Source organism: Paenibacillus sp. sgz302164 (assembly GCF_056120505.1).
The window spans coordinates 13,771-34,901 of the sequence record NZ_JBVYOL010000006.1 but is presented as its reverse complement, the minus strand read 5'-3'; the positions used below and the strand labels follow the sequence as shown (position 1 = coordinate 34,901).

Genomic DNA, 21,131 nt, shown 5'->3' with positions numbered 1-21,131 from the left:
AAGAGGGAACAATGAGCGATAAGCTGAAAATAGGCATTACCTGCTATCCGACTTTGGGAGGCTCCGGCGTCGTGGCGACGGAGCTCGGAAAGCTGCTGGCGGAAAAAGGCCACGAAGTGCACTTTATTACGCACAGCATGCCGTTCCGGCTGGGGAAATACCATAAAAATATATTTTACCATGAGGTTGAGGTCAGCGATTATTACGTTTTTCGCTATCCGCCTTACGATCTTTCCTTGGCGAGCAAGCTGGCTCAGGTAGCGAAGATGGAGGACCTGGATCTGCTGCACGTTCATTACGCGATCCCGCACGCCGTGTGCGCGCTGCTGGCCAAGCAGATGATCGGCAGCAAGCTGAAAGTCGTCACGACGCTTCACGGAACCGATATTACGGTTCTGGGGCAGGACCAATCGATCAGCGACCTGATCCGCTACGCGATTAACGAAAGCGACGCCGTAACGGCGGTGTCCCAGGATTTGATCAAAGAGACGCGAGAATCGCTGGCGATCGACCGGCCGATTGACCTTGCCTACAATTTCGTCGATAAACGGGTGTATTACCCGCGGGACGTCAGCAAATTGAGGCCGGAATTCGCCCGTCCCGATGAAAAAATTTTGATCCACATTTCGAATTTCAGACCGGTCAAACGGGTTTCCGATGTCGTCGATATTTTTGCCAAAGTGAGCGAAAGACTGCCTGCGAGGCTGCTGTTCGTCGGCGAAGGCCCGGAACTGTCGAAAATTATTGCCAAAGTGAAAGAGCTGGGGCTGAGCGACCGGGTTACGTTTTGCGGAAAACAGGACGATGTGGCGCAGGTTATTTCTTTGGCCGATGTGATGCTGCTTCCTTCGGAAAAAGAAAGCTTCGGACTGGTCGCGCTGGAAGCGATGGCTTGCGGAGTGCCGACGGTCGGTTCCAACGCCGGGGGAATTCCGGAGCTGATTACGCACGGAGAGACCGGATATTTGGCGGAAATCGGCGATACGGAGCAAATGGCCGAGTATGTGTATCAAATGCTGAGCCAGCCGGAGCAGTACGAGCTGATGGTGGAGAAATGCTTGTACCGCGCTCGGCAAACGTTTTGCAACGATATTACGACTGTGCAGTATGAGGAAATTTATTACCGCGTTCTTGGAAGAGAGCTTCCCGAGTCCCACCGGCTGGTCGCCTCATCCTGTCAGTAGCGGCTAGGAGGGCGGGAGCATGACGGAACAACCGTCGGTTATACAAATGAAGGCAGGGGCCGAATATGTGCTCGCCCGGCTTGCGGAAGAAGGATACCAGGCCTATATGGTCGGAGGCTGCGTCAGGGATACCGTATTGGGCAAACCTGTCAAGGATATCGATATCGCCACCTCCGCCCTGCCGGAGCAGGTGATGGCCTGCTTTAAACGGACGGCGCCGACCGGACTGCAGCACGGCACCGTTACCGTCATCCTGGAGACGGGGACGTACGAGGTGACGACGTTCCGCAAGGAGTCGCAGTACGAAGAGTTCCGCCGCCCGGCTTCCGTGGAGTATATCTCCGACCTTACGGAGGATATGCGGCGGCGCGATTTTACGATGAACGCCATGGCGATGGACAGGGCGGGCGCGATCATCGATCCTTTTGGCGGGCAAAAGGATCTGGAAGCAGGCGTCCTCCGCTGCGTCGGAGCCGCGGAGGAAAGATTCGGCGAAGATGCGCTGCGCATGCTTCGCTGCATTCGTTTTGCCTCGACCTACGGACTGGAGGTCGAGGCGGCGACGTGGCAAGCGCTGCTCGCGCAAGCGTCGCTGCTGCGCCACATCGCCATGGAGCGCGTGCGCAGCGAGCTGCAGCGCATGATCGAAGGCCCGGCCCCGGCGCGGGCCGTCCGTCTGCTGCTCGCGAGCGGCCTGACGGCGCACGTCAAAAAGCAGCTGCCGCTGCCTTTTGACCGCTGGCTCGCGCACGACCTCGCGCTGGACGCCGTCAGCGCGTTGGAGCGGCAGCACACCCGCTGGGCGCTGCTGCTGCTGCTCCTGGAGACGCCGGCGGCGATATGCCGCGAGGCGCTCCAGGAGCTGACCTTCTCCCGCGCCGACACGGACGCGGTCGCGGACATCCTCGGCCTGCGCGAATGGCTGGCCGAGGCGCCGGCAGACCCGGCGCAGCTCGCGCGGGTCTGGAAGCTTGGCGCGGTCCGCCGCGGCGAGCCGGCGGCCCGCGATTTGCTGCGGCTGCTGCGCGTGCTGCCGCCGGAGGAAGGGCGCGGCTCGTCGGAGCTGGCGTGCTTCTTGGGGACAGCCGCGCCGGAGCTCGTCCGGCGCGGGGAAGCATGGCTGAGCGAGATTCCCTGCTTCAGCCTGAAAGAGCTTGCCGTCAGCGGCGGCGAGCTGACAGCGGAGCTGGGCAAGCAGCCGGGCCCGTGGCTGGGCAAGCTGCTGCAGCAACTGCTGGAGCGCACCGCGCTCGGCGAGCTGCGCAATGAGCGCGCGGCTTTGCTGCAAGCCGCGCGGGATAGTTTGGATTAACGCTAACGTCAGGAGTCTATCCGGTGAAGTTACGTTGAACTCATCGGACCGACTCCTAACGGTTCAAATATGGACAGGAATGTGAGTGAATGCTACGAATGAACGAACGCATTTTGCAGCTGTTCGCGGAGTTTGAGGGCGCCTATGTGTCGGGGGAGGAGCTGAGCCGCAGACTGGCATGCAGCCGTACGGCGATATGGAAGCATATCGCCGAGCTGCGCCAGGCCGGCTACGTATTCGAGTCGGCACCGCGCAAAGGGTACAGGCTGATCAGAAAGCCGGACAAATACGATAAGGCAAGGCTGCTCTCCGGGCTGCGGACGAAGTCGCTTGGACAGCGCCTGCACATACACGGGGAGGTCGATTCCACACAGACGATAGCGCACGCGCTCGTCGCTTCCGGCGCTCCGGAAGGCACGCTCGTCCTTGCTGAGGCGCAAACCGCCGGGAGGGGCCGGATGGGCCGCAAGTGGCATTCTCCGGCAGGCAAAGGCATCTGGATGAGCCTCGTGCTGACGCCGCGCATCCCGGTTTATTTTATGCCGCAGCTGACTTTGCTCGCCGCCGTTGCGCTGTGCCGGGCGATCCGGGAAATATGCAGCGTGGCCGTCGGCATCAAATGGCCGAACGATCTGTTGATCGGCGGCAAAAAGGTGAGCGGCATTTTGCTGGAAAGCAGCGGCGAGGACGAGCGGCTGAAATACGTCATTGCCGGGATCGGCATCAGCGCGAATTTGCAGCGCGAAGATTACCCCGAAGAGCTGCGCCAAGTCGCAACTTCGCTGGCTATCGAATCGGGAGCGGAGATCAGCCGGGAAGAGCTGGTACAGGCATTTCTTAAACAATTCGAAGATTTGTACGCTCTCTACGTCGAGCAGGGCTTTGCCCCGATCCGCTTACTGTGGGAAGCGCTCAGCGTCACTTTGCACAGGCCGATACGGACACATACCCCCGCAGGCATCATCGAAGGCATTGCCGAATCTCTGGACGATTCGGGCGCGTTAACGATCGTGACGGGCTCGGGCGAGCGGGTTAAAGTGTATTCGGGCGATATCGAGCTGCGATAGAGATTTGGTTGCGGCGGGCCGGAATTAAGGGTATCGAAATAGTGCAAAATTTGTTATACTTGTGTCAAAGCTTTAATTTTTTTGCTATGACCCGGGGCTGTATCCGTGAAGGAACGGCACTCGCGAGCCGCAGGAAAGCTTTGTACAACCGAAAGTACGAAATTCAAGCAAGATGTCGGATTCTGCTCTGAGCCTTAAGGGACCGAGACGGAAGGATCATTGGATTCTTTTGCGTGCGCTCCTTTTAGCTCTGAGGCTAAAAGGTTTTTTTATTTTTTGACGAAAGCAGGGATTCCTATGGTACAGCGCAAGCCGCTAACGACAGCTAAAATGAGGAAAATGAAACAGGACGGCGTTCCGATCGCGATGGTTACCGCCTACGACTATCCGTCGGCAAAGCTCGCCGAAGAAGCGGGCGTCGACGTTATTTTGGTCGGGGATTCGCTTGGCAACGTTGTGCTCGGCTACGATTCGACTTTGCCCGTAACGCTGGACGATATGGTCTATCATACGCGCGCGGCGGTGCGGGGAGCATCTTCTACGTTTGTAGTCGCGGATATGCCGTTTATGACGTATCACGGCAGCGTCGATTTGGCGCTGCAGGGTGTTGCCCGCTTGATGCAAGTGGGCGGAGCGCAGGCGGTCAAGCTGGAAGGCGGCGCGGAAATCGCGGCGACGGTGGAGGCGATTACGAAGGCGGGCGTTCCCGTCGTCGGACATCTCGGGTTGACGCCGCAGTCCGTACACCAGATCGGTGGCTTCCGCGTGCAGGGCAGAAGCTCGGAGCAGGCCGAGAAGCTTCTTAGCGATGCGAAGGCGCTGGAGCGTGCCGGCGCGTTTGCCGTCGTGCTGGAGCTCGTTACCGATGAGCTTGCCGCATGGGTAACGAAGGAGCTGTCCATCCCGACGATCGGGATCGGGTCAGGCGTGAATTGCGACGGCCAAGTGCTCGTTTTTCACGATTTGCTCCAATACGGACCGGAGACGCCACCCAGAAAATTCGTTAAATCGTACGCCAATATTGGAGAAACTATTCGAGAAGGAATCGGCGGGTATGTGAAAGAAGTGAAAGAACGGAGCTTTCCCGCAGCCGAGCATACGTTTCATATGGACAACGAAGTCGTTCAATATTTATACGGGGGCAAGGAGTGATGTCTGCGATGGAAGCGACTCAAACTCAAACGATGGAAGTCATTCGCACCATTGCCGGGCTGCGCGCCAGGATTGCGGAATTTCGGCGCAGCCGCAGCGGGGAAGTCGGGTTCGTGCCGACAATGGGATATTTGCATGACGGGCATATGAGCCTTCTGAAAACGGCCAGGGAAAAAAGCGGACTTGTTGTGCTGAGCATTTTTGTCAATCCGCTGCAATTCGGCCCGAATGAAGATTTTGAACGCTATCCGCGGAATACGGAGCGCGATTTGCAGTTGGCGGAAGCCGCGGGTGTTGATATCGTCTTTTTGCCCGAAGTCAAGGAAATGTATCCGCGGGAAATACGCACGACGGTTAGCGTGTCGGGGATAACTTCCCGGTTGTGCGGAGCGTCCCGTCCGGGGCATTTTGACGGCGTTGCGACGGTTGTGAGCAAGCTGTTCCAGATCGTGCAGCCGGACAAAGCTTATTTCGGGCAAAAGGATGCCCAGCAGGTCGCGGTCGTTCAACAAATGGTCGACGACTTGAACATGCCTGTCGAGATTGTCCCTTGCCCTACGCTGCGCGAAGCGGACGGACTCGCCATGAGCTCGCGCAACGTCTACTTGAGCGGCGAAGAGCGGCAGCAGGCGGTTGTGCTTTCCCAGGCTTTGCAAAAAGCCGCTGCCGCGGTGCGGGACGGCTTGGCTTCGAGCTCCGCATCTTTGGTCCGGATCGTGAGCGAGCATATTGCCACGGCGCCGCTGGCAAACATTGATTATGTCGAAGCTTTGCAATATCCGACTTTGGAACCTTATGAAACGTTGTCCGCCGCGGAAACGTCATCCGTCATTGTTGCGGTAGCCGTCAAATTCGGACAAACGAGACTTATCGATAATATCATTTTACCCGTTAGGAAGTGAGCCCAATGTTTCGTACGATGATGAAAGCCAAAATACACCGCGCCACCGTTACCGAGTCCAATCTCAACTATGTGGGCAGCATTACGATCGATGAGGACTTGATCGATTTGGTGGATATGCTGCCGAACGAAAAAGTGCAAATCGTCAACAACAACAACGGCGCCAGACTGGAAACCTATATTATTCCCGGCCCCCGCGGATCGGGCGTCATTTGCCTGAACGGCGCGGCCGCCCGGCTTGTGCAGGCAGGCGATACGGTCATTATCGTCTCCTATGCGATGATGACCGACGAAGAAGCGAAGCGGCATACGCCGACGATCGCCATTATGGGCGAGAACAATAAGGTGACGCAGCTGCTGAAAGAAGAAATCCATTCGACCGTGCTTTGATCCGTCTTCCCTTGATCAATCTTCCTTGAAGGGGCATGCATGAAATCGGCGCTCTTAACAAAGAATGAGGATAAGCTTTCGAAGCAAAGGTGGGATGGCAAATGTTCAAGCATTTATTTTCCACGATGAACGAGGTTTTGGAAGAAATCCAAAAAGAGTATCCGAACGCCGCAGACCACAAAAAAGCCGAGCTTGACGAGCAGCTTCAAGTTCTGAAGCTGATGAGCGACGAGTTTATCGAGTCTTGGCTTCAATTCGAGGAGAAGCTGGGAAAGTTTTATGGGGGCGTACCGATGGATACTCAAACCCTGCATAAAGAGCTCATGGATCTGGATGTAACCGGCAAGCAGACCGATGAGTTTTTGCGGGGCCAGGGCTATTACAAGCTGTCGATGTACGATCAGGCGATTCGGGAGTTCGAGTCGCTGATGAAGCGGCAGCCGGATTTTTTGCTCGCCCGGATGTATTTGGCGATGGGTTATTTAAGGAAAGGGGAGTTCGGAGAAGCTTACAGGCATTTCCAATTCCTCCTTCCGCTAACCGAGAATGCGAAGATGAAAGCCATTTCCTATAATGCCATGGGCTGCATACAGGTGCAAAATCATAATATGGAAAAAGCTTTCGAATATTTTCAAAAAGCTTATCATACGGACCCGACTTGCATGGAACCGCTCATTAATCTCGACGAATCATAACGAACCGGCAAGTGGGTATTCCCTTTTCCTGAACAGATTTGGTATGCTAGAGGAAGAGCAGGACGAAGGGATTGAAGGATACGTCATGAAATTTGCAGTTTTGGATTTTGAAACGACAGGAAGCCAGTCTTCGGATGAAATTATTCAGGTTGGGCTTGTCATTATAGATCAATTTCAAATTGTCGACAGGTATACTTCCCTGGTCAATCCAGGAATGGGTATACCTTCTTCTATTACTACGCTGACCGGCATTACCGATGAAATGGTGGAGCATGCGCCGCAGCTTGACGAAGTGATGACGGCGATGTTTCCGCTTCTTTTTGACTGTGTTCTCGTCGGCCATCATGTGCAATTCGACTTATCGTTTTTGCAGAAAGGCTTGACGAAATGCGGATTTCCTCCGTTTTCGGGCCGCGTGCTCGATACGATGGATATGCTGCGCATGCTGTTTCCGTCGACGCCGAGCTTGCAGCTTGGCATGGTGGCGGACATGTTCGGACTGGATCATGAGAGGCCGCATCAGGCCGACAGCGACGCCGAGGTTACCGCTTTGATCTGGATCATTTGCATGGAGCGCATACTCGGTCTTCCGCTCTTGACCGTGCAGCGGCTCAGCCACATATTCGAAAGCGGTGCCAGCGATTTGGGCTGGTTTTTGGATGAAATCCGCGCCTACAAGGAAATGAATACGAGCATCGATACCGATACTCACCGTTATTTCCGGCAGTTTACGATGAACGTAAGCGATTGGGGCGAGGACGAAGAGGAAAGAGACGCGCAGGACATTCGGAAGCTCGGTGCTGCTTTTTCCGAATTTCATGACAGTTTGAAGCAGGCGCTTCAGCAGCGGTTTGACGTGTTCGAGGACCGCCCGGCGCAGGAGCAGATGATCCATGAAGTGGAGCAGTCGCTGGAGGCCGACACGCATTTAATGATTGAAGCGGGTACGGGTACCGGCAAATCGCTGGGCTACCTGATTCCTGCGCTGTATTACGGAATCAAACACGATAAAAAAGTGATCGTCAGCACGCATACGATTAATTTGCAGGAACAGCTGCGCGAGCGGGATATTCCGCTGCTGAAGGACATTTTTCCGATACCTTTTAAAGCGGCCGTATTGAAAGGCAGAAGTCATTATCTTTGCTTGCGCAAGTTCGAAAACAAGCTGGTCACGCGCGATTACGAGTACGGCAAGGACGACTCGGTCACAGCGGCTCAAATGGTCGTATGGCTCAGCGAAACGAAACACGGGGACGAAGAGGAGCTGAATTTCGGCAATAAAGGCGCGCAGTTCTGGCATTCGGTGGCCAGCGATACCGATTCCTGCCTGAACCGTATGTGCCCCTGGTTCAAAAAATGTTTCTACCACCGCGCCCGCCACGATGCGAACACGTCAGATGTCATCATAACGAACCATTCGCTGTTGTTTACCGATATGAAGGCCGAGAACCGCCTGCTGCCCGGCTACAAGCATCTGGTCATCGACGAAGCACACCACTTTGAAGAAGTGGCCAGCAAGCATCTGGGGATCGAGCTGCACTCGGGCGCGTTTTACCATTCTTTGCAGTGGTTGTATAAAGACAACCGCAGCGGGCAGCTGCCTATGCTCCGCTTTCGTCTTCAGAAGGCGGCGGAAGAGCAGGAGAGAGCTTTGGCCTGGAGCGCAGCGATAGACGGTTTGTACCCGAAAATCGTGCAGATCAAGGAAGACTGGGAGCGTTTGAGCGAAGGGTTGTACGAGCTGCTTACGGCAAAAAGCGACCCGTCGCAATCGGAGAACTCGCAATACGTGCTGCGCATGAAGCCCGAGGCGCTGCCGGCGCATTGGAGCGAGCTGACGATGATGGAGGACAACATTTATTTGAGCATGAACGATACGCTCCGCACGCTCGACAAAATGCTGAGCGAGATCAAAGAGATGCAGGAAGTTCTGGAAGTCCAGAGCATCGTGACGGATTTGAACGGAACTTTGAAGGAGCTTTACGGGCACCGGGATGCGCTTCATTTTTTCATGAAAATGGAGGATCAAGGTTACGTATACTGGATGGAAGCCGGCACGTATTCCAAGAGCAAGTCGCTGCAGCTGATCAGTGTGCCGACGGATGTGAGTCCGCTGCTTCAGGAGCATTTTTTCAAAAATAAAGACAGCATCATTTTGACTTCGGCTACGTTATCCGTGAACAAATCGTTCCAATACTCGGCCGATCAGCTCGGTTTGCAAATTCCCGCCGGCGAAGAGGCCGGCAAGCTCAAAACGGTGCAGCTTCCGTCCCCGTTCAATTACAGGGAGCAGGCGCTGGTCTGTATTCCCAGAGATTTTCCGACGATTAAAGGCCCTTCCGGGGACGCCGTTTTCATACAAGCACTTATCGATTCTTTAAGCAATGTCGCTTTGGTTACCAACGGCCGAATGCTCGTGCTGTTTACATCCAACCGGATGTTAAAGCAGATTCATGCCGGCATGAAGGAGCGGTTAAAGCCGCATGGGATTACCGTGCTTGGACAGGGCGTAGACAGCGGCAACCGCAGCAAGCTGACCCGCATGTTCCAGGACCACCATTCCTGCGTGCTGCTGGGTACAAGCTCGTTCTGGGAAGGCGTGGACATCCCGGGCGATGCGTTGTCCTGCTTGGCTATTATTCGGCTTCCGTTTCAGCCTCCGAATCACCCGCTCATTGAAGCCAAATGTGAAAATATTAAAAAGCGGAACGAAAATCCGTTTATGAAATTTTCCGTGCCGCAGGCGGTCATTCGTTTCAAGCAAGGATTCGGGCGGCTCGTGCGGCGGGCTACGGATAAAGGAATCGTTATTATTTACGATACCCGCGTTATCGATACGCAGTACGGCAAATATTTTCTTTATTCGCTGCCCGGTCCGAAGATTGAACATATGACGACGGAACAAATGATTCCAAGAATTGAGGAATGGATGGGGGAGGCGCAGCGGTGAAGACACAAAAAATATCCGAAGCTGTAGTCCGCCGGCTGCCGATTTATTTGCGGTTTTTGAACGAGCTGGCGATGAAAAATATTATGACGGTCTCGTCGCAGGATCTGGGGCAAAAGCTCGATTTGAACCCCGCGCAAATCCGCAAAGATTTGGCCTATTTCGGGGAATTCGGCAAAAAAGGGATCGGCTACGACGTCGGCTATCTCATCGAGAAGATCAGGCAGATCTTGAAGCTGGACCGCCATATCCGGGTCGCTCTGGTCGGGGCGGGCAACCTGGGGCGGGCACTGTGCAACTACAACACATATTTGCGCAACGATATGAAAATTGTCGCCGTATTCGACGCGATGCCCGAGAAAACGGGCGAGACGATCAATAATTTGATCGTGCAGCCGACGCACGAGCTGAAAGAAGCGATATCGCGGCTTGGCGTCAGAATCGGCATCATTACGGTACCGGCAGCGGAAGCGCAAAATGTGGCGAATCAATTCGTCGAAGCCGGCATTGAAGCGATTCTTAATTTTGCTCCGGTCATCATTAAGGTGCCGCCCGAAATCCGCGTGCACCATGCCGATTTCACGACCGAGCTGCAGAGTCTGGCCTATTATTTGGACTAGGCCAAGACTCCGGCCGCAAAGGCCCTAAGGGCTCGCGCTATGCGGAAACTTGCAGCAGGACGCAGGGGAAAGCTGCAGAAACCTGCAGAGGAGAAACGAACCAGTGGAAACTCGCGGAAACCTGCAGGAACCCGCAGAAAACTGCAGAAGAGAAACAAAACCCTGCAGAAGCCTCCGGAAGCTGGATCGGCGAAAAACTCGCATGGCAGCAGGCAGTACATTTGCTTAGCAACGTGGAGAAAACCTGCAAAAGTACAGTTTTTTGCTCGCTGATGCGCTGGATACGAAAAATTCCTGCAAATGTGCAGGCTTTTCGCCGCGAACATGGGCTGAGAATCGTTTTTAGCGAAAATTCCTGCACAATCGCAGGCTTTTTGCCGAAATGAACCATTTCTGCTGAAAAAGCCTGCACTTTCGCAGGTTTTTTCTGTGCCAGGCTGCTTGTTCCAACGCCGTAACCCGTACAGGAGAGAGCCGTAGGTTACTGAAGAGTGATTGTGCCCCTTTTGGTTCCTCTACCCCGTTACTTTATCAACAGTCTGGTTTTCTACCCGTAATATGATGCGTCTCTCCAATGTATGTTTTCTCAGCAGCCTATATTTTAACGAAAATAATGTACTCGTTTCCAACTTTTACGCTTTTAAAGCTTGAAATTGTTTCAGTAGACGATTGTTTTCATTCTGTGGGGGTAACGTCTACGGCGTCATGGGAGTTTTGTAGTTTTTTCCGGCTGTCGAGCCAATTCGTTTCATTGGCGCGAAGTGCCGTCTTTGGGCGGACGGCAAAAAGAAGCGGAAACCGGTGAAAGTTCGGTTTTAAAACCGCTCCTGATTGCGAAGGTCAACAAACAAATACGCGATCTTGTGCGCACATCTAACGTACTGTAGCCATTCAATTCGACGCTGAGAGCGGCTATCGCAGAGCGTTAACAAGCGGCTCGTAAAACAACGCAAGCAGCGCACAAGCGCACGTTCCAGAGCGCAAGCAGCGCACAAGCGCCTCACTCCACAGCCGTATACAGCGTTCAAGCGCTCGCTCCACAGAGCAAGCAGCGCGCAAGCGCTCGCTCAACAGCGCAAGCAGCGCGTATGCTGCTCGCTCAACAGCGCAAGCAGCGCGTATGCTGCTCGCTCCACAGAGCATGCAGCGCACAAGCGGCTCGCTCCACAGCCGCATTGCAGCGCCCCGCCGCGCTTTGCAAAAACAACAAAAAAACCGAGCCATAGCGGCCCGGGTTTTTCATCTAAAACAACTTAAACAACACGAAGTAAATCGAGTAAGACAAGACGATGCTGATCGGGATGGTAATGACCCAGGTCATGATCATTTTGCCGACGGTTGCCCATTGGACTTCATGGAAGCGCAGGACGCTTCCCGTTCCGATAATGGACGATGAAATGACGTGCGTCGTTGACAGAGGCATCCCCATATGGGTGGATGCTTGTATAATGATCGACGATGTCAAATCGGAGGCGAAGCCGTTGATCGGCTCGATTTTAATAATTTTGCGGCTGATCGTTTTGATGATGCGCCAGCCGCCGATGGACGTTCCGAGGCCCATGGCTGTAGCCGCGGCGATTTTTACCCACAAAGGCACATCCAGATCCGTTTGATAACCCGCTGCAACAAGCCCGAACACGATGATGCCCATCGCCTTCTGCGCGTCGTTGCCGCCGTGGGAGTAGGACAGCAGCGCGGCTGACAGTACCTGCAAAGAACGGAACATCCGGTTCAGCTTGGAACGCGAAGTGTTGCCCGACCAAAGGATGATGTACTTAATCAGGATCATGATCACAAAGCCCGCTGCAAAAGCAATGATCGGCGATAAAATGAGGATGATGATAATTTCGGTGAAACCGCCCCAGTTCACGGAGCTCATGCCTGCTCCGGCAATTACCGCACCGGCCAGGGAGCCGAGCAGCGTATGCGAGGAGGAGGAAGGAATGCCGAAATACCAGGTCACAAGGTTCCAGATAATGGCGGCTATAAGCGCCGCGATTACAATTTCAACGCCGTGGTCGATTTTGGCCGGGTTGGCGATTTTGCCCCCGACTGTTTTGGCGACTTCGGAAGAGACGATCGCTCCGACAAAGTTCAGTACCGCAGCCATAACAACGGCGACCCGGGGGTTTAACGCTCTTGTAGAGATGGATGTTGCAATTGCATTCGCCGTATCGTGAAATCCGTTGATGAAGTCAAACAAAAGTGCGAGCGCCACGATAACGATTAGATAGGTTAACATGTTTTCCTCCTAATCCGTTTCCTCAAGAGTACCGAAGAACGACACTCTCCAGAATGTTGGCCACATCTTCGCACGCGTCCGTTGTTTCTTCCAGTCTTTCATACACTTCTTTGAGCTTGAAATCTTCATAAATATCTTTTTTGGCGAGAAAAATTTGCCGTATGCCTTCGCGCATCAGCCGGTCTCCGTCGTTTTCCAGGCTATTGATGGCAACCGTGTGCTCCGTAATTTGCATGTACTTTTTCTTGGCGAGTAGTTTGAACGCATCCAGCATATGTTGGCAGGAATCGACGATAACCGCGGAAAAGTCTCTCATAAATTGATCGGTATGCGAAATGCCGAGGTAGTCGAAGCGGGCGATCGTGGCTTCAATGCCGTCCGTGACATCGTCGATTTTGGAGGCGAGCTCCATGATGTCTTCGCGGTCCAGAGGAGTGATGAACACTTTGTTCAGTCCTTTGAAAATCTCATGCGTGATCGAATCGCCTTTATGCTCCAGGTCGTGGATGGCTTTTACATAATCGACGGGCGGTTTCTCACCCATCATCGCCGTACGGAACATTTGAGCGGTTTCCAAGGCATTCTCGGCAGACCCGATGAGAAGCTGGAGAAAATCGACGTCCCCTTTTCTAGTAAATAACGTTGTCATAAAACCCTCCCAATATTTTCTATATGTACAAAATTTTGATCGATTTTTGCTACAAAACAGACCAATTTGTTGAAAACTCACGAAGTTAAAAATATCATAACATTTATACGGAAAGCAATGCTAAATAACTTGGATTTTGCATTTGCCGGTTTTCTTGATTTTACGGGTGCGAAGTTGTACATTGGAAAAAGCGGTGTTCGTTAGAAGAATGCCGGGAGAGGAACCTTTACCTATGAAAAAAATGTGCATACGCAACGGAATATTTGTAACGGCGGATTCGTCCAGACCTGTTGTCAAAGGATGGATGGTTATCGAAGACGGCCGCATTGCTTATTTGGGCGAACAGGCGCCCCCTGCCGGAGAGCAGTACGATGAAGTGATAGACGGCACAAACAAGCTGTACATGCCGGGTCTGGTGAACACTCACGGCCATGCGGCGATGTCGTTGCTTCGCGGATACGGCGACGATTTGGCTTTGCAAATTTGGCTGGAGGAGAAAATGTGGCCGATGGAAGCCAAATTTTCTTCGCAGGATGTAAAATGGGGCACTTTGCTGTCCGTCGTTGAGATGATCAAAGGCGGCACCACAACTTTCGTCGATATGTACGACCATATGAACGAGGTTGCGCAAGCCGTCGAGCAATCGGGGATGCGCGGCTGCCTGACGCGGGGCGTCATCGGTCTGTGCCCGCCGGAAGTTCAGGATGCGAAGCTGAAAGAGGCGACCGAGTTTGCAAAAAGCTGGCACGGCAAAGCCGACGGCAGAATTACGACGATGATGTCTCCGCATGCGCCTTATACATGCCCGCCGGATTACATTGAGCGTATCGTGCAGGCAGCGCATGATTTGGATCTTCCTATACATACGCATATGTCGGAAACGAATCGGGAAGTTCAGGCCAACGTGGAGCAGTACGGGCTGCGTCCTGTCGCCCACCTGGAAAAGCTCGGCGTATTCAGCCGGCCGACGCTCGTCGCCCACGGGGTGCATCTGACCGATGAAGAAATCGAAATCGTGAAAAAGTACGATGTGCGGATTTCCCATAATCCGGGAAGCAATTTGAAGCTGGCCAGCGGCGTTGCCAGAGTGCCTGAACTGCTTCGCGCAGGTGTGAAGGTGTCCCTGGGGACGGACGGCGCGGCTTCCAACAACAATTTGGATATGTTTGAGGAAATGAGGCTCGCCGCCTTGATTCATAAAGGCGTTTCCGGCGATCCGCTCGCGGTGCCTGCCGCCGAGGCGCTTCAGCTCGGAACCCGGATGGGTGCCGAATCCATTTGGTTGGACCGGGTAGGACAGCTTGCGCCCGGTATGAAGGCCGATTTCATCGCGCTGGATATCGATCAGCCGCATTTTTTGCCCAAGACGGATTTCGTGTCTCATATTGTTTATTCCGCATCCGCCAAAGACGTTGTCGATGTGTGCGTAGACGGCAAATGGATCGTCCGCGGCGGCGAATGCCTGACTTTGGACGAAGAAAAGATCAAGCGCGAATTCGAGCTTCGTTTTGAAAAGCTGATCGGGTAACGTCCGTTCCCGGGCGGCTGCAGAAAGGGGAGCGGCATAAGTGAGCTGGAAAAGAATCGTGATGTTCGGCGCGTTTATCGTTTTGACGCTTGTTGTTGTTATCAGCCGTTTTTATCTCAACGTGCAGAACACGCACTGGGATGCGAACAGCCAAGCTGTGGAAACCGCTTATGAGAAAACCATTTTGACCAAAGCGACAAAAGTGGAAGCTTTTTACGGTGACGAGCCGTTCCAAATCGTTCGGGGCGAAGACAAAATCGGCCAGCCCGTCATCGTCTGGATCTCGGACAAGGAAGTTCATACGGAGATGGCCGCAGAAGCTTTTACGGAAGAGCAAGTGCGCGAAAAGATGCTTAAAAAAGATAGCGCCATCGACGTGCTGCGCATTTTACCGGGCAAACTGGGCGCGCAGTACGTGTGGGAAGTGTTTTACAAAAAGCAGGATGCGAATGGAGAACGCTATTTTTACGATTATTACGCTTTTAAAGACGGAACTTTTGTCGATACGTACCGGCTCAGCCTGCAATAGGCTGGGCTTTTTTTTCTTTCCACACTTTGTATAAGGAATAAGTATATCGCTTATGATATACTCTTCGTATAGCGAGCTGGTAAACAAAACAAAATAGACTATAGAAAGGGGGACGTTGTCTGATGAAGCTGCGTCTCTTACCTGTTGTCATAAGCGTCATCGTATCTTCCACAGTATTGTTCGGTGGTTGGTTTGCATATAATAGTCTGGCTATGGAAAATCCGTTATCCGACATTGTGACCGCAACGACCGGAGTGGAAAGCTCTGCGATACAATTGGACAGCGATCAGGTAAATATTACTTTAACTTTGAAGCCCGATGCCGATTTGCGCACGATCGTGAACCGCATTTCGAAGGAAGGATCGTCGATCATCGGCAAACGGACGGTTCATTATAATCTGCAGTCCAAAACTTCTGCGGAACTCGATACTTGGTGGTCGAAAGCTTTGTTTGACGTCGCCCAGGCGATGGAAACGAAGCATTATGCCGATGTTCCGAAAACATTGCAAAGCTACGCGGGTCAGCTTGCGAATTTGAAGGTCGATACGGAAATGGACGAACATTACGTATACGTTCGTTTGACGGACGGCGATTCCAGTAAATTCGTGATGCTCCCACGGACTCCGGGAAAGATAGGAGTGTGGCCGAATGAGTAAATTGGGCAAAGAGATTTGTATCGGATTCGTTCCGGTTCTGCTGATTTTTCTCGTATTTATCGGGGTTAACATTGTTCCCGTGTTGTTTGCAGGCGTACTTGGCATCTCCTTATATTTGATGATTCGCAGCCGCGGCGGCTTAGGGCTGACGGCCGGCGGCGAACGCAAAAGCAAAAACCGCACGCCCTCTTATTTGACCTTCGACGAAATCGGCGGTCAGGACCGGGCCAAGCGCGAGCTGATGGAGGCTCTTGATTTTCTCATCAAGCACGATCAGATTCAGAAGCTCGGCATTCGGCCGCTGAAAGGCATTCTGCTTACCGGGCCTCCGGGCACCGGGAAAACGCTGATGGCCAAAGCGGCGGCTCATTATACGAACTCCGTGTACCTTGCAGCGTCGGGAAGCGAGTTCGTCGAGATGTACGTCGGCGTCGGCGCAAGCCGCGTCCGTGACCTGTTTAAAGAGGCGAGAGCGCGTGCCGCCAAGGAAGGCAAGGACAGCGCGATCATCTTTATCGACGAAATCGACGTCATCGGCGGCAAAAGGGACGGCGGCCAGCATCGGGAGTACGATCAGACGCTGAACCAGCTGCTTACCGAGATGGACGGCATTCATACGAACGATGCGCCGAAAATTCTCATTATGGCGGCGACGAACCGCAAGGAAATGCTGGACAGCGCGCTGCTGCGCCCGGGCAGGTTCGACCGTCATATCGATGTCGATTTGCCGGACAAGAAAGGCCGTTTGTCCATCCTGCACATCCATAAGAAAAACAAGCCTATGGCCGAACACGTATCGCTCGACAAAATTGCCGAGCAAACTTTCGGGTTTTCGGGAGCGCAGCTGGAAAGCGTGCTGAATGAAGCGGCGATCTACGCGCTTAGGGAGGACAAGGAAGCGATCGAGCAGCAGCATCTGGCTTCCGCGATCGACAAAGTGATGATGGGCGAAAGAACGGATAGAGAAACCGCCCAAGACGAAAAGGAACGCGTTGCGTATCACGAGCTCGGCCATGCTATTGCAGCCGAAATCGTCCGCCCCGGTTCCGTGTCGCAAGTGACCGTAAGTCCGCGGGGAAAAGCGCTCGGTTATGTGCGCCATAATCCGCCGAAGGACCAGTATTTGTACACGAAGGATTACATCGAAGAGCAGATCATGATCGCGCTGGGCGGCGCGGCTGCCGAAGAAATCATTTATGGCGGGCGCAGCACCGGCTCGCGCAACGATTTTGAACAGGCGCTTTCGATGGTCCGCAATATGATGGATTCGGGCTTGACTTCGCTTGGGATTATCGACCGCAATATGGTTACCAAGGAAGAGCTGATGAAAGAAAACAGCGCCATTCTGGACGATCTGATGCTGCGTACGAAGCAAGTTCTGGAGCAATACCGGGACGTGTTCGACCAATCGTTCGATGTGCTGATGGAAGAAGAAGTGATTTCCGGCGACAAGTTCCGGCAGTTGATCCGGGCGCACATCGGACAAACCGCATAATTTACAACCGGCGGCCGCTGACTATTGGGTCGGCGGTTTTTTCTTTTTTGCAAAAGTGTGTCCAATATTCGGAAGCATCATGAATGTTTTGTGTATACTAATGCAATAAGTTTGTAAACGGTGTATGATGAAGAGTGAGAACTCATTGAGAATCATATAGATAAAGCCGAACTTGGGGCGGACAGGAGAAACATATGGCATTCAAAACGATCGGTGTTGTCGGCGGAGGAACGATGGGGCAAGGAATTGCCGAAATGTTGGCTGCTCGCGGTCTGGAAGTGTTGCTCGCAGAAAAAACTGCAGACAAACTGGACAATGCGATGCGGATGATTACGGTCAGTCTGGACAAACAAATAGAACGATGGGCGCTTACCGAGGCGGAGAAGAAGCTCATACTGGCAAAAATCAAGAGAGCGGAGTCCATAGAGGAAATGGCCGCTTGTGATATGGTTATCGAAACGATTACGGAAGATTTGAACGCGAAAAAGCACGTGTTTTTCCAATTGAATCAAATTTGTCCGCCGCATGTCATTTTGGCCAGCAACACGTCGACACTGAGCGTGACCGAAATTGCTGCCGTTACGACGAGCCCGGGACGGATTATCGGCCTGCACTTTTTGCATCCGGTAGCTAAAATCAATTTGGTAGAAATTATCAGAGCGATGAAAACGTCGGATGAGACATACGAAAATACAAGAGCGTTCGTCGACGAGCTGATTCAAAAAAAGAGCATCAAAGTGAACGAGTCGCCAGGATTTATTACGACAAGGCTGATTTGTACGCTGATCAACGAAGCGCTGCATACGCTGTCCGAGGGTGTGGCCTCTGCGGAGGACATCGATACGGCGATGCGCATCGGCTACGATTTCCGCTACGGTCCTTTGGAGATGTGCGACCGCTTCGGTCTTGACTCCGTACAGGCGGCGCTTGAAGTTATGTTCCGCGATTACGGGGATATTAAATACCGGCCGTCTTTTCTGCTCAAGCAAATGGTGCGCGCCGGCCATCTCGGCGTGAAGACCGGAGAAGGATTTTTCCGCTACGATAAGGACGGTGACCGGCTGTGAACATACTCGTTATTAATGCAGGCAGCTCATCCTTGAAGTATCAGCTTTTCAATATGACCGACGAACATGTGCTGGCCAAAGGCAAAGTGGAGCGCATCGGCATGGAAACCGCGATCTTGACCCATGAGCCGGAGGGCAAAGCGGATGTCAATGAGGTCAGCGAGATTTTGGAACATACGACGGCGATCCGCAAAGTGCTGGACATGCTCGTACATAAGCAGCACGGCGTGCTGGAGTCGATCGAACAGATCGACGCCGTCGGCCACCGTGTCGTGCACGGCGGCGAAAGCTTCAAAAACTCCGTCATCGTCGATGACGAAGTGAAGCGGGAAATCCGCCGCCTGTTCGATCTTGCGCCGCTGCACAATCCGGCGCACATGCTCGGCATCGCGGCGGTGGAGGCGAACATGGAAGGCGTGCCGCAGGCCGTCGTATTCGATACCGCCTTCCATCAAACGATGCCGGCGGCGGCATACTTGTACCCGGTGCCGATGGCGCTGTACCGGAAGCATAAGGTGCGCCGCTACGGCTTCCACGGTACGAGCCACAAATACGTCAGCGAGCGCGCCGCCGCCTTGCTCGGCCGCCCGCTGGAGCAGCTGAAAATCGTGACGTGCCACATCGGCAACGGATGCAGCTGTACGGCCGTCGTGGGCGGCCGGTCGGTCGATACGAGCATGGGGATGACCCCGCTCGAAGGTCTGATGATGGGCACGCGCAGCGGCGATCTGGACCCGGCCATCGTGCCTTACGCGATGGGCAAGGAGGATTTGACGCTGGGCGAGATCAGCTCCATGCTGAACAAGCACAGCGGCCTGCAGGCGATCTCCGGCATCAGCAGCGACATGCGGGAGGTTGTGGAAGCGATGGAGGCTGGCGACAGGAACGCCGCGCTGGCTTTCGAGATGTATGAGTATCGGATTCGCAAATACATCGGCGCCTACGCCGCGGCGATGAACGGCATCGATGCGATTGTTTTTACCGCGGGCGTCGGAGAGAACTCCGAGCTGCTGCGCAAAACGGTTTGCGACAAGCTCTCCTTCCTTGGCGTGGAGCTCGACGACGAGCGCAACAGATCAGGCAGAGGGACGGAGCGCCGAATTACGAAAGACGGCTCCAGAGTCGAGGTATTGGTCATTCCGACGAACGAGGAATTGGTCATTGCCCGGGATACCTACGCACTTGTTCAAACGAACTGATTGTTGGCCGAAAATGGTGTACAATAGAAAAAGGTTCGTATGAACGTTGGACAAGAGGTAGGAGGTACGACATTTCGTGAAATGCAGGATCAATGAATGGGAACGCCATCTCGGCGATACCGCAACGATACGCAGCCGGCGGTTGAACGTGAACCGTTTGGGCGGCGGCATGTACCGCCTGTACCCGTAACCGATGTTCGTTTATCGGCATAAAGAGGGGGTACAGATGAAAAATGAATCGAAATGAAGCTCACCGCAGGCAGCTTGAAGCGGTTTTTCAGATCGGTATTCAAGAAGGCAGCGTGGCAATTCCGTCCCTGCTGCTGAAACATTACCGCAGTCTTCGGCTAAATGAAACCGAAGTGATGACACTGATCCAACTAATGGCATTTTTGGAAAAAGAGCGCAACGACTTTCCGACGATCGAGGAAATTCAAGCCCGCATGTCGGCGGCTCCGGATCAAGTGATCGCCAGTCTGCAAAAACTGCTCGGCGAGCAGTTCATCGCCATCGACGAGGATGTCGAGCCGGAAACCGGCAAAAGATGCGAGCGCTACAACATAACGCCGCTTTATCAAAAATTGGCCGCTTTCGTGATCGAACAGCAGACAGCCGCTTTTGCCGCCGTACGGAGCCCGATCCAGGCCGACTCGCAGGCCAAAGACATTTATACGACGTTCGAAAACGAATTCGCCCGGCCGCTTACGCCGATGGAACTGGAGACGATCAGCGGGTGGCTGGACAAGGACCAGTATCCGAATGAGCTGATTTTAACCGCCTTGAAAGAAGCCGTGTTTGCCGGCAAAGTATATTTTCGCTACATCGACCGGATCCTGCTGGAATGGAGCCGCAACCGCGTAGCGACAGTCGAGCAGGCGAAAGAATACGCCCAGCGGTATCGGCAGTCCCGATAAGCGCGGTGCGGAGCCGTAAAGAGCAGCGGGCGCCGCGCGCAGTTCCCAGCGCGCGGTGGTTTCGTTGCATGCCTGCGGTCGGTCGACCCCAGGCTAGGCAGCCCGCAAAACCAGCGAAATTGCAGGCTGTTGAGAACTCGCATGCAGAGGAAAGCACATCTACTTGACAACGCGGAGAAAAGCCTGCAAAAGTGCAGGTTTTTGCTAGCGGATACGCCAGTAGCGAAAAATTCCTGCAAATGTGCAGGCTTTTCAGCGGCTGCACGGGCTCAGGCCCATTTTTATGGGAAATTCCTGCAAATGTGCAGGCTTTTCAGCGGCTGCATGGGCTTAGGCCCATTTTTATGGGAAATTCCTGCACAATTGCAGGCTTTTCCTCAAAATGGGCCTCAAGACAGGAAAAAGCCTGCACTTTCGCAGGCTTTTTAGTTTGCCGAGCCATTTTCACATATGGCTGGGCTCAAACCGCGCGCAGCTCCCAGCGCGCGGGGATGCGTTACATGACAGGCGGCCGGTCGGCCACCCCTTCCGGCTGCCCTGCCAAAGTGTCGCGGCTTTCGCGACACTCTGGCATTTCTCCCGTG

The 21,131-nt window shown here is 53.8% G+C and carries 19 protein-coding genes; 16 read left to right on the top strand and 3 right to left on the bottom strand.

Going from position 1 to position 21,131, the window contains the following annotated elements:
* The first annotated feature begins 11 nt into the window (after positions 1–11).
* From bshA to AC0LWT_RS11385, 9 genes are all read left to right on the top strand, one after another.
* On the top strand, positions 12–1,184 hold the full coding sequence (bshA, locus tag AC0LWT_RS11425; RefSeq protein ID WP_474681374.1) for an N-acetyl-alpha-D-glucosaminyl L-malate synthase BshA: 1,173 nt from the start codon (positions 12–14) through the stop codon (positions 1,182–1,184).
* A gap of 19 nt (positions 1,185–1,203) precedes the next feature.
* On the top strand, positions 1,204–2,496 hold the full coding sequence (locus AC0LWT_RS11420; RefSeq protein ID WP_474681373.1) for a CCA tRNA nucleotidyltransferase: 1,293 nt from the start codon (positions 1,204–1,206) through the stop codon (positions 2,494–2,496).
* A 98-nt stretch (positions 2,497–2,594) separates the two neighbouring features.
* Entirely contained in the window at positions 2,595–3,563 is a 969-nt protein-coding gene (locus tag AC0LWT_RS11415) for a biotin--[acetyl-CoA-carboxylase] ligase (protein ID WP_474681676.1), read from the top strand.
* Positions 3,564–3,860: 297 nt separating this feature from the next.
* A complete protein-coding gene (gene panB, locus AC0LWT_RS11410; protein ID WP_474681372.1) occupies positions 3,861–4,715 on the top strand; it encodes a 3-methyl-2-oxobutanoate hydroxymethyltransferase in 855 nt (284 codons plus the stop codon).
* Between the two features lie 32 nt (positions 4,716–4,747).
* On the top strand, positions 4,748–5,617 hold the full coding sequence (gene panC / locus AC0LWT_RS11405) for a pantoate--beta-alanine ligase (RefSeq protein WP_474681675.1): 870 nt from the start codon (positions 4,748–4,750) through the stop codon (positions 5,615–5,617).
* Positions 5,618–5,622: 5 nt separating this feature from the next.
* Positions 5,623–6,006, top strand: a complete 384-nt coding sequence (gene panD, locus AC0LWT_RS11400; RefSeq protein WP_474681371.1) for an aspartate 1-decarboxylase — start codon at positions 5,623–5,625, stop codon at positions 6,004–6,006.
* 101 nt (positions 6,007–6,107) lie between these two features.
* Positions 6,108–6,701: a tetratricopeptide repeat protein gene (locus AC0LWT_RS11395; RefSeq protein ID WP_474681370.1), complete on the top strand. Its 594-nt coding sequence runs from the start codon at positions 6,108–6,110 to the stop codon at positions 6,699–6,701.
* Positions 6,702–6,786: 85 nt separating this feature from the next.
* Entirely contained in the window at positions 6,787–9,651 is a 2,865-nt protein-coding gene (gene dinG, locus AC0LWT_RS11390; protein WP_474681369.1) for an ATP-dependent DNA helicase DinG, read from the top strand.
* Complete coding sequence (locus tag AC0LWT_RS11385; RefSeq protein ID WP_474681368.1) at positions 9,648–10,268, top strand: redox-sensing transcriptional repressor Rex; 621 nt, start codon at positions 9,648–9,650, stop codon at positions 10,266–10,268. The genes dinG and AC0LWT_RS11385 overlap by 4 nt, the downstream gene beginning before the upstream one ends.
* 37 nt (positions 10,269–10,305) lie before the next feature.
* Here AC0LWT_RS11385 and AC0LWT_RS11380 read toward each other — a convergent pair whose 3' ends face one another.
* The 3 genes from AC0LWT_RS11380 to AC0LWT_RS11370 form a co-directional block, all read right to left on the bottom strand.
* Positions 10,306–10,680, bottom strand: a complete 375-nt coding sequence (locus AC0LWT_RS11380) for a hypothetical protein (RefSeq protein ID WP_474681367.1) — start codon at positions 10,678–10,680, stop codon at positions 10,306–10,308.
* An 831-nt stretch (positions 10,681–11,511) separates the two neighbouring features.
* A complete protein-coding gene (locus AC0LWT_RS11375; RefSeq protein WP_474681366.1) occupies positions 11,512–12,510 on the bottom strand; it encodes an inorganic phosphate transporter in 999 nt (332 codons plus the stop codon).
* A 22-nt stretch (positions 12,511–12,532) separates the two neighbouring features.
* The gene (locus AC0LWT_RS11370) at positions 12,533–13,159 is read right to left on the bottom strand and encodes a DUF47 domain-containing protein (RefSeq protein WP_474681365.1); all 627 of its coding nucleotides are present in this window, start codon (positions 13,157–13,159) and stop codon (positions 12,533–12,535) included.
* Positions 13,160–13,391: 232 nt separating this feature from the next.
* On the opposite strand from AC0LWT_RS11370, the gene AC0LWT_RS11365 reads away from it, so the two are divergent.
* The 7 genes from AC0LWT_RS11365 (at position 13,392) to AC0LWT_RS11335 (ending at position 20,547) form a co-directional block, all read left to right on the top strand.
* Complete coding sequence (locus tag AC0LWT_RS11365) at positions 13,392–14,687, top strand: amidohydrolase (protein ID WP_474681364.1); 1,296 nt, start codon at positions 13,392–13,394, stop codon at positions 14,685–14,687.
* Between the two features lie 40 nt (positions 14,688–14,727).
* Positions 14,728–15,216 carry a cell wall elongation regulator TseB-like domain-containing protein gene (locus AC0LWT_RS11360; protein ID WP_474681363.1) on the top strand — a complete coding sequence of 163 codons (489 nt, stop codon included), beginning with the start codon at positions 14,728–14,730 and terminating at the stop codon, positions 15,214–15,216.
* A 122-nt stretch (positions 15,217–15,338) separates the two neighbouring features.
* Positions 15,339–15,872, top strand: coding sequence for a hypothetical protein (locus AC0LWT_RS11355; protein ID WP_474681362.1), 534 nt, complete (start codon positions 15,339–15,341; stop codon positions 15,870–15,872).
* The gene (locus tag AC0LWT_RS11350) at positions 15,865–17,367 is read left to right on the top strand and encodes an AAA family ATPase (protein ID WP_474681361.1); all 1,503 of its coding nucleotides are present in this window, start codon (positions 15,865–15,867) and stop codon (positions 17,365–17,367) included. Before AC0LWT_RS11355 ends, AC0LWT_RS11350 begins: the two co-directional genes overlap by 8 nt.
* Before the next feature lie 194 nt (positions 17,368–17,561).
* On the top strand, positions 17,562–18,434 hold the full coding sequence (locus tag AC0LWT_RS11345; RefSeq protein WP_474681360.1) for a 3-hydroxyacyl-CoA dehydrogenase family protein: 873 nt from the start codon (positions 17,562–17,564) through the stop codon (positions 18,432–18,434).
* Positions 18,431–19,633 (top strand): acetate/propionate family kinase, encoded by a 1,203-nt coding sequence (locus tag AC0LWT_RS11340; protein WP_474681359.1) that lies wholly within the window; start codon positions 18,431–18,433, stop codon positions 19,631–19,633. Before AC0LWT_RS11345 ends, AC0LWT_RS11340 begins: the two co-directional genes overlap by 4 nt.
* Before the next feature lie 233 nt (positions 19,634–19,866).
* On the top strand, positions 19,867–20,547 hold the full coding sequence (locus tag AC0LWT_RS11335; protein ID WP_474681358.1) for a DnaD domain protein: 681 nt from the start codon (positions 19,867–19,869) through the stop codon (positions 20,545–20,547).
* Positions 20,548–21,131: the final 584 nt, after the last annotated feature.

Coding starts and splice junctions, on each gene's coding strand:
- AC0LWT_RS11355 (WP_474681362.1), top strand. CDS start 15,339: ATGAAGCTGCGTCTCTTACCTGTTGTCATAAGCGTCATCGTATCTTCC.
- AC0LWT_RS11395 (WP_474681370.1), top strand. CDS start 6,108: ATGTTCAAGCATTTATTTTCCACGATGAACGAGGTTTTGGAAGAAATC.
- AC0LWT_RS11335 (WP_474681358.1), top strand. CDS start 19,867: ATGAATCGAAATGAAGCTCACCGCAGGCAGCTTGAAGCGGTTTTTCAG.
- panB (WP_474681372.1), top strand. CDS start 3,861: ATGGTACAGCGCAAGCCGCTAACGACAGCTAAAATGAGGAAAATGAAA.
- dinG (WP_474681369.1), top strand. CDS start 6,787: ATGAAATTTGCAGTTTTGGATTTTGAAACGACAGGAAGCCAGTCTTCG.
- AC0LWT_RS11375 (WP_474681366.1), bottom strand. CDS start 12,510: ATGTTAACCTATCTAATCGTTATCGTGGCGCTCGCACTTTTGTTTGAC.
- AC0LWT_RS11415 (WP_474681676.1), top strand. CDS start 2,595: ATGAACGAACGCATTTTGCAGCTGTTCGCGGAGTTTGAGGGCGCCTAT.
- AC0LWT_RS11365 (WP_474681364.1), top strand. CDS start 13,392: ATGAAAAAAATGTGCATACGCAACGGAATATTTGTAACGGCGGATTCG.
- bshA (WP_474681374.1), top strand. CDS start 12: ATGAGCGATAAGCTGAAAATAGGCATTACCTGCTATCCGACTTTGGGA.
- AC0LWT_RS11420 (WP_474681373.1), top strand. CDS start 1,204: ATGACGGAACAACCGTCGGTTATACAAATGAAGGCAGGGGCCGAATAT.
- panC (WP_474681675.1), top strand. CDS start 4,748: ATGGAAGTCATTCGCACCATTGCCGGGCTGCGCGCCAGGATTGCGGAA.
- AC0LWT_RS11370 (WP_474681365.1), bottom strand. CDS start 13,159: ATGACAACGTTATTTACTAGAAAAGGGGACGTCGATTTTCTCCAGCTT.
- AC0LWT_RS11350 (WP_474681361.1), top strand. CDS start 15,865: ATGAGTAAATTGGGCAAAGAGATTTGTATCGGATTCGTTCCGGTTCTG.
- panD (WP_474681371.1), top strand. CDS start 5,623: ATGTTTCGTACGATGATGAAAGCCAAAATACACCGCGCCACCGTTACC.
- AC0LWT_RS11345 (WP_474681360.1), top strand. CDS start 17,562: ATGGCATTCAAAACGATCGGTGTTGTCGGCGGAGGAACGATGGGGCAA.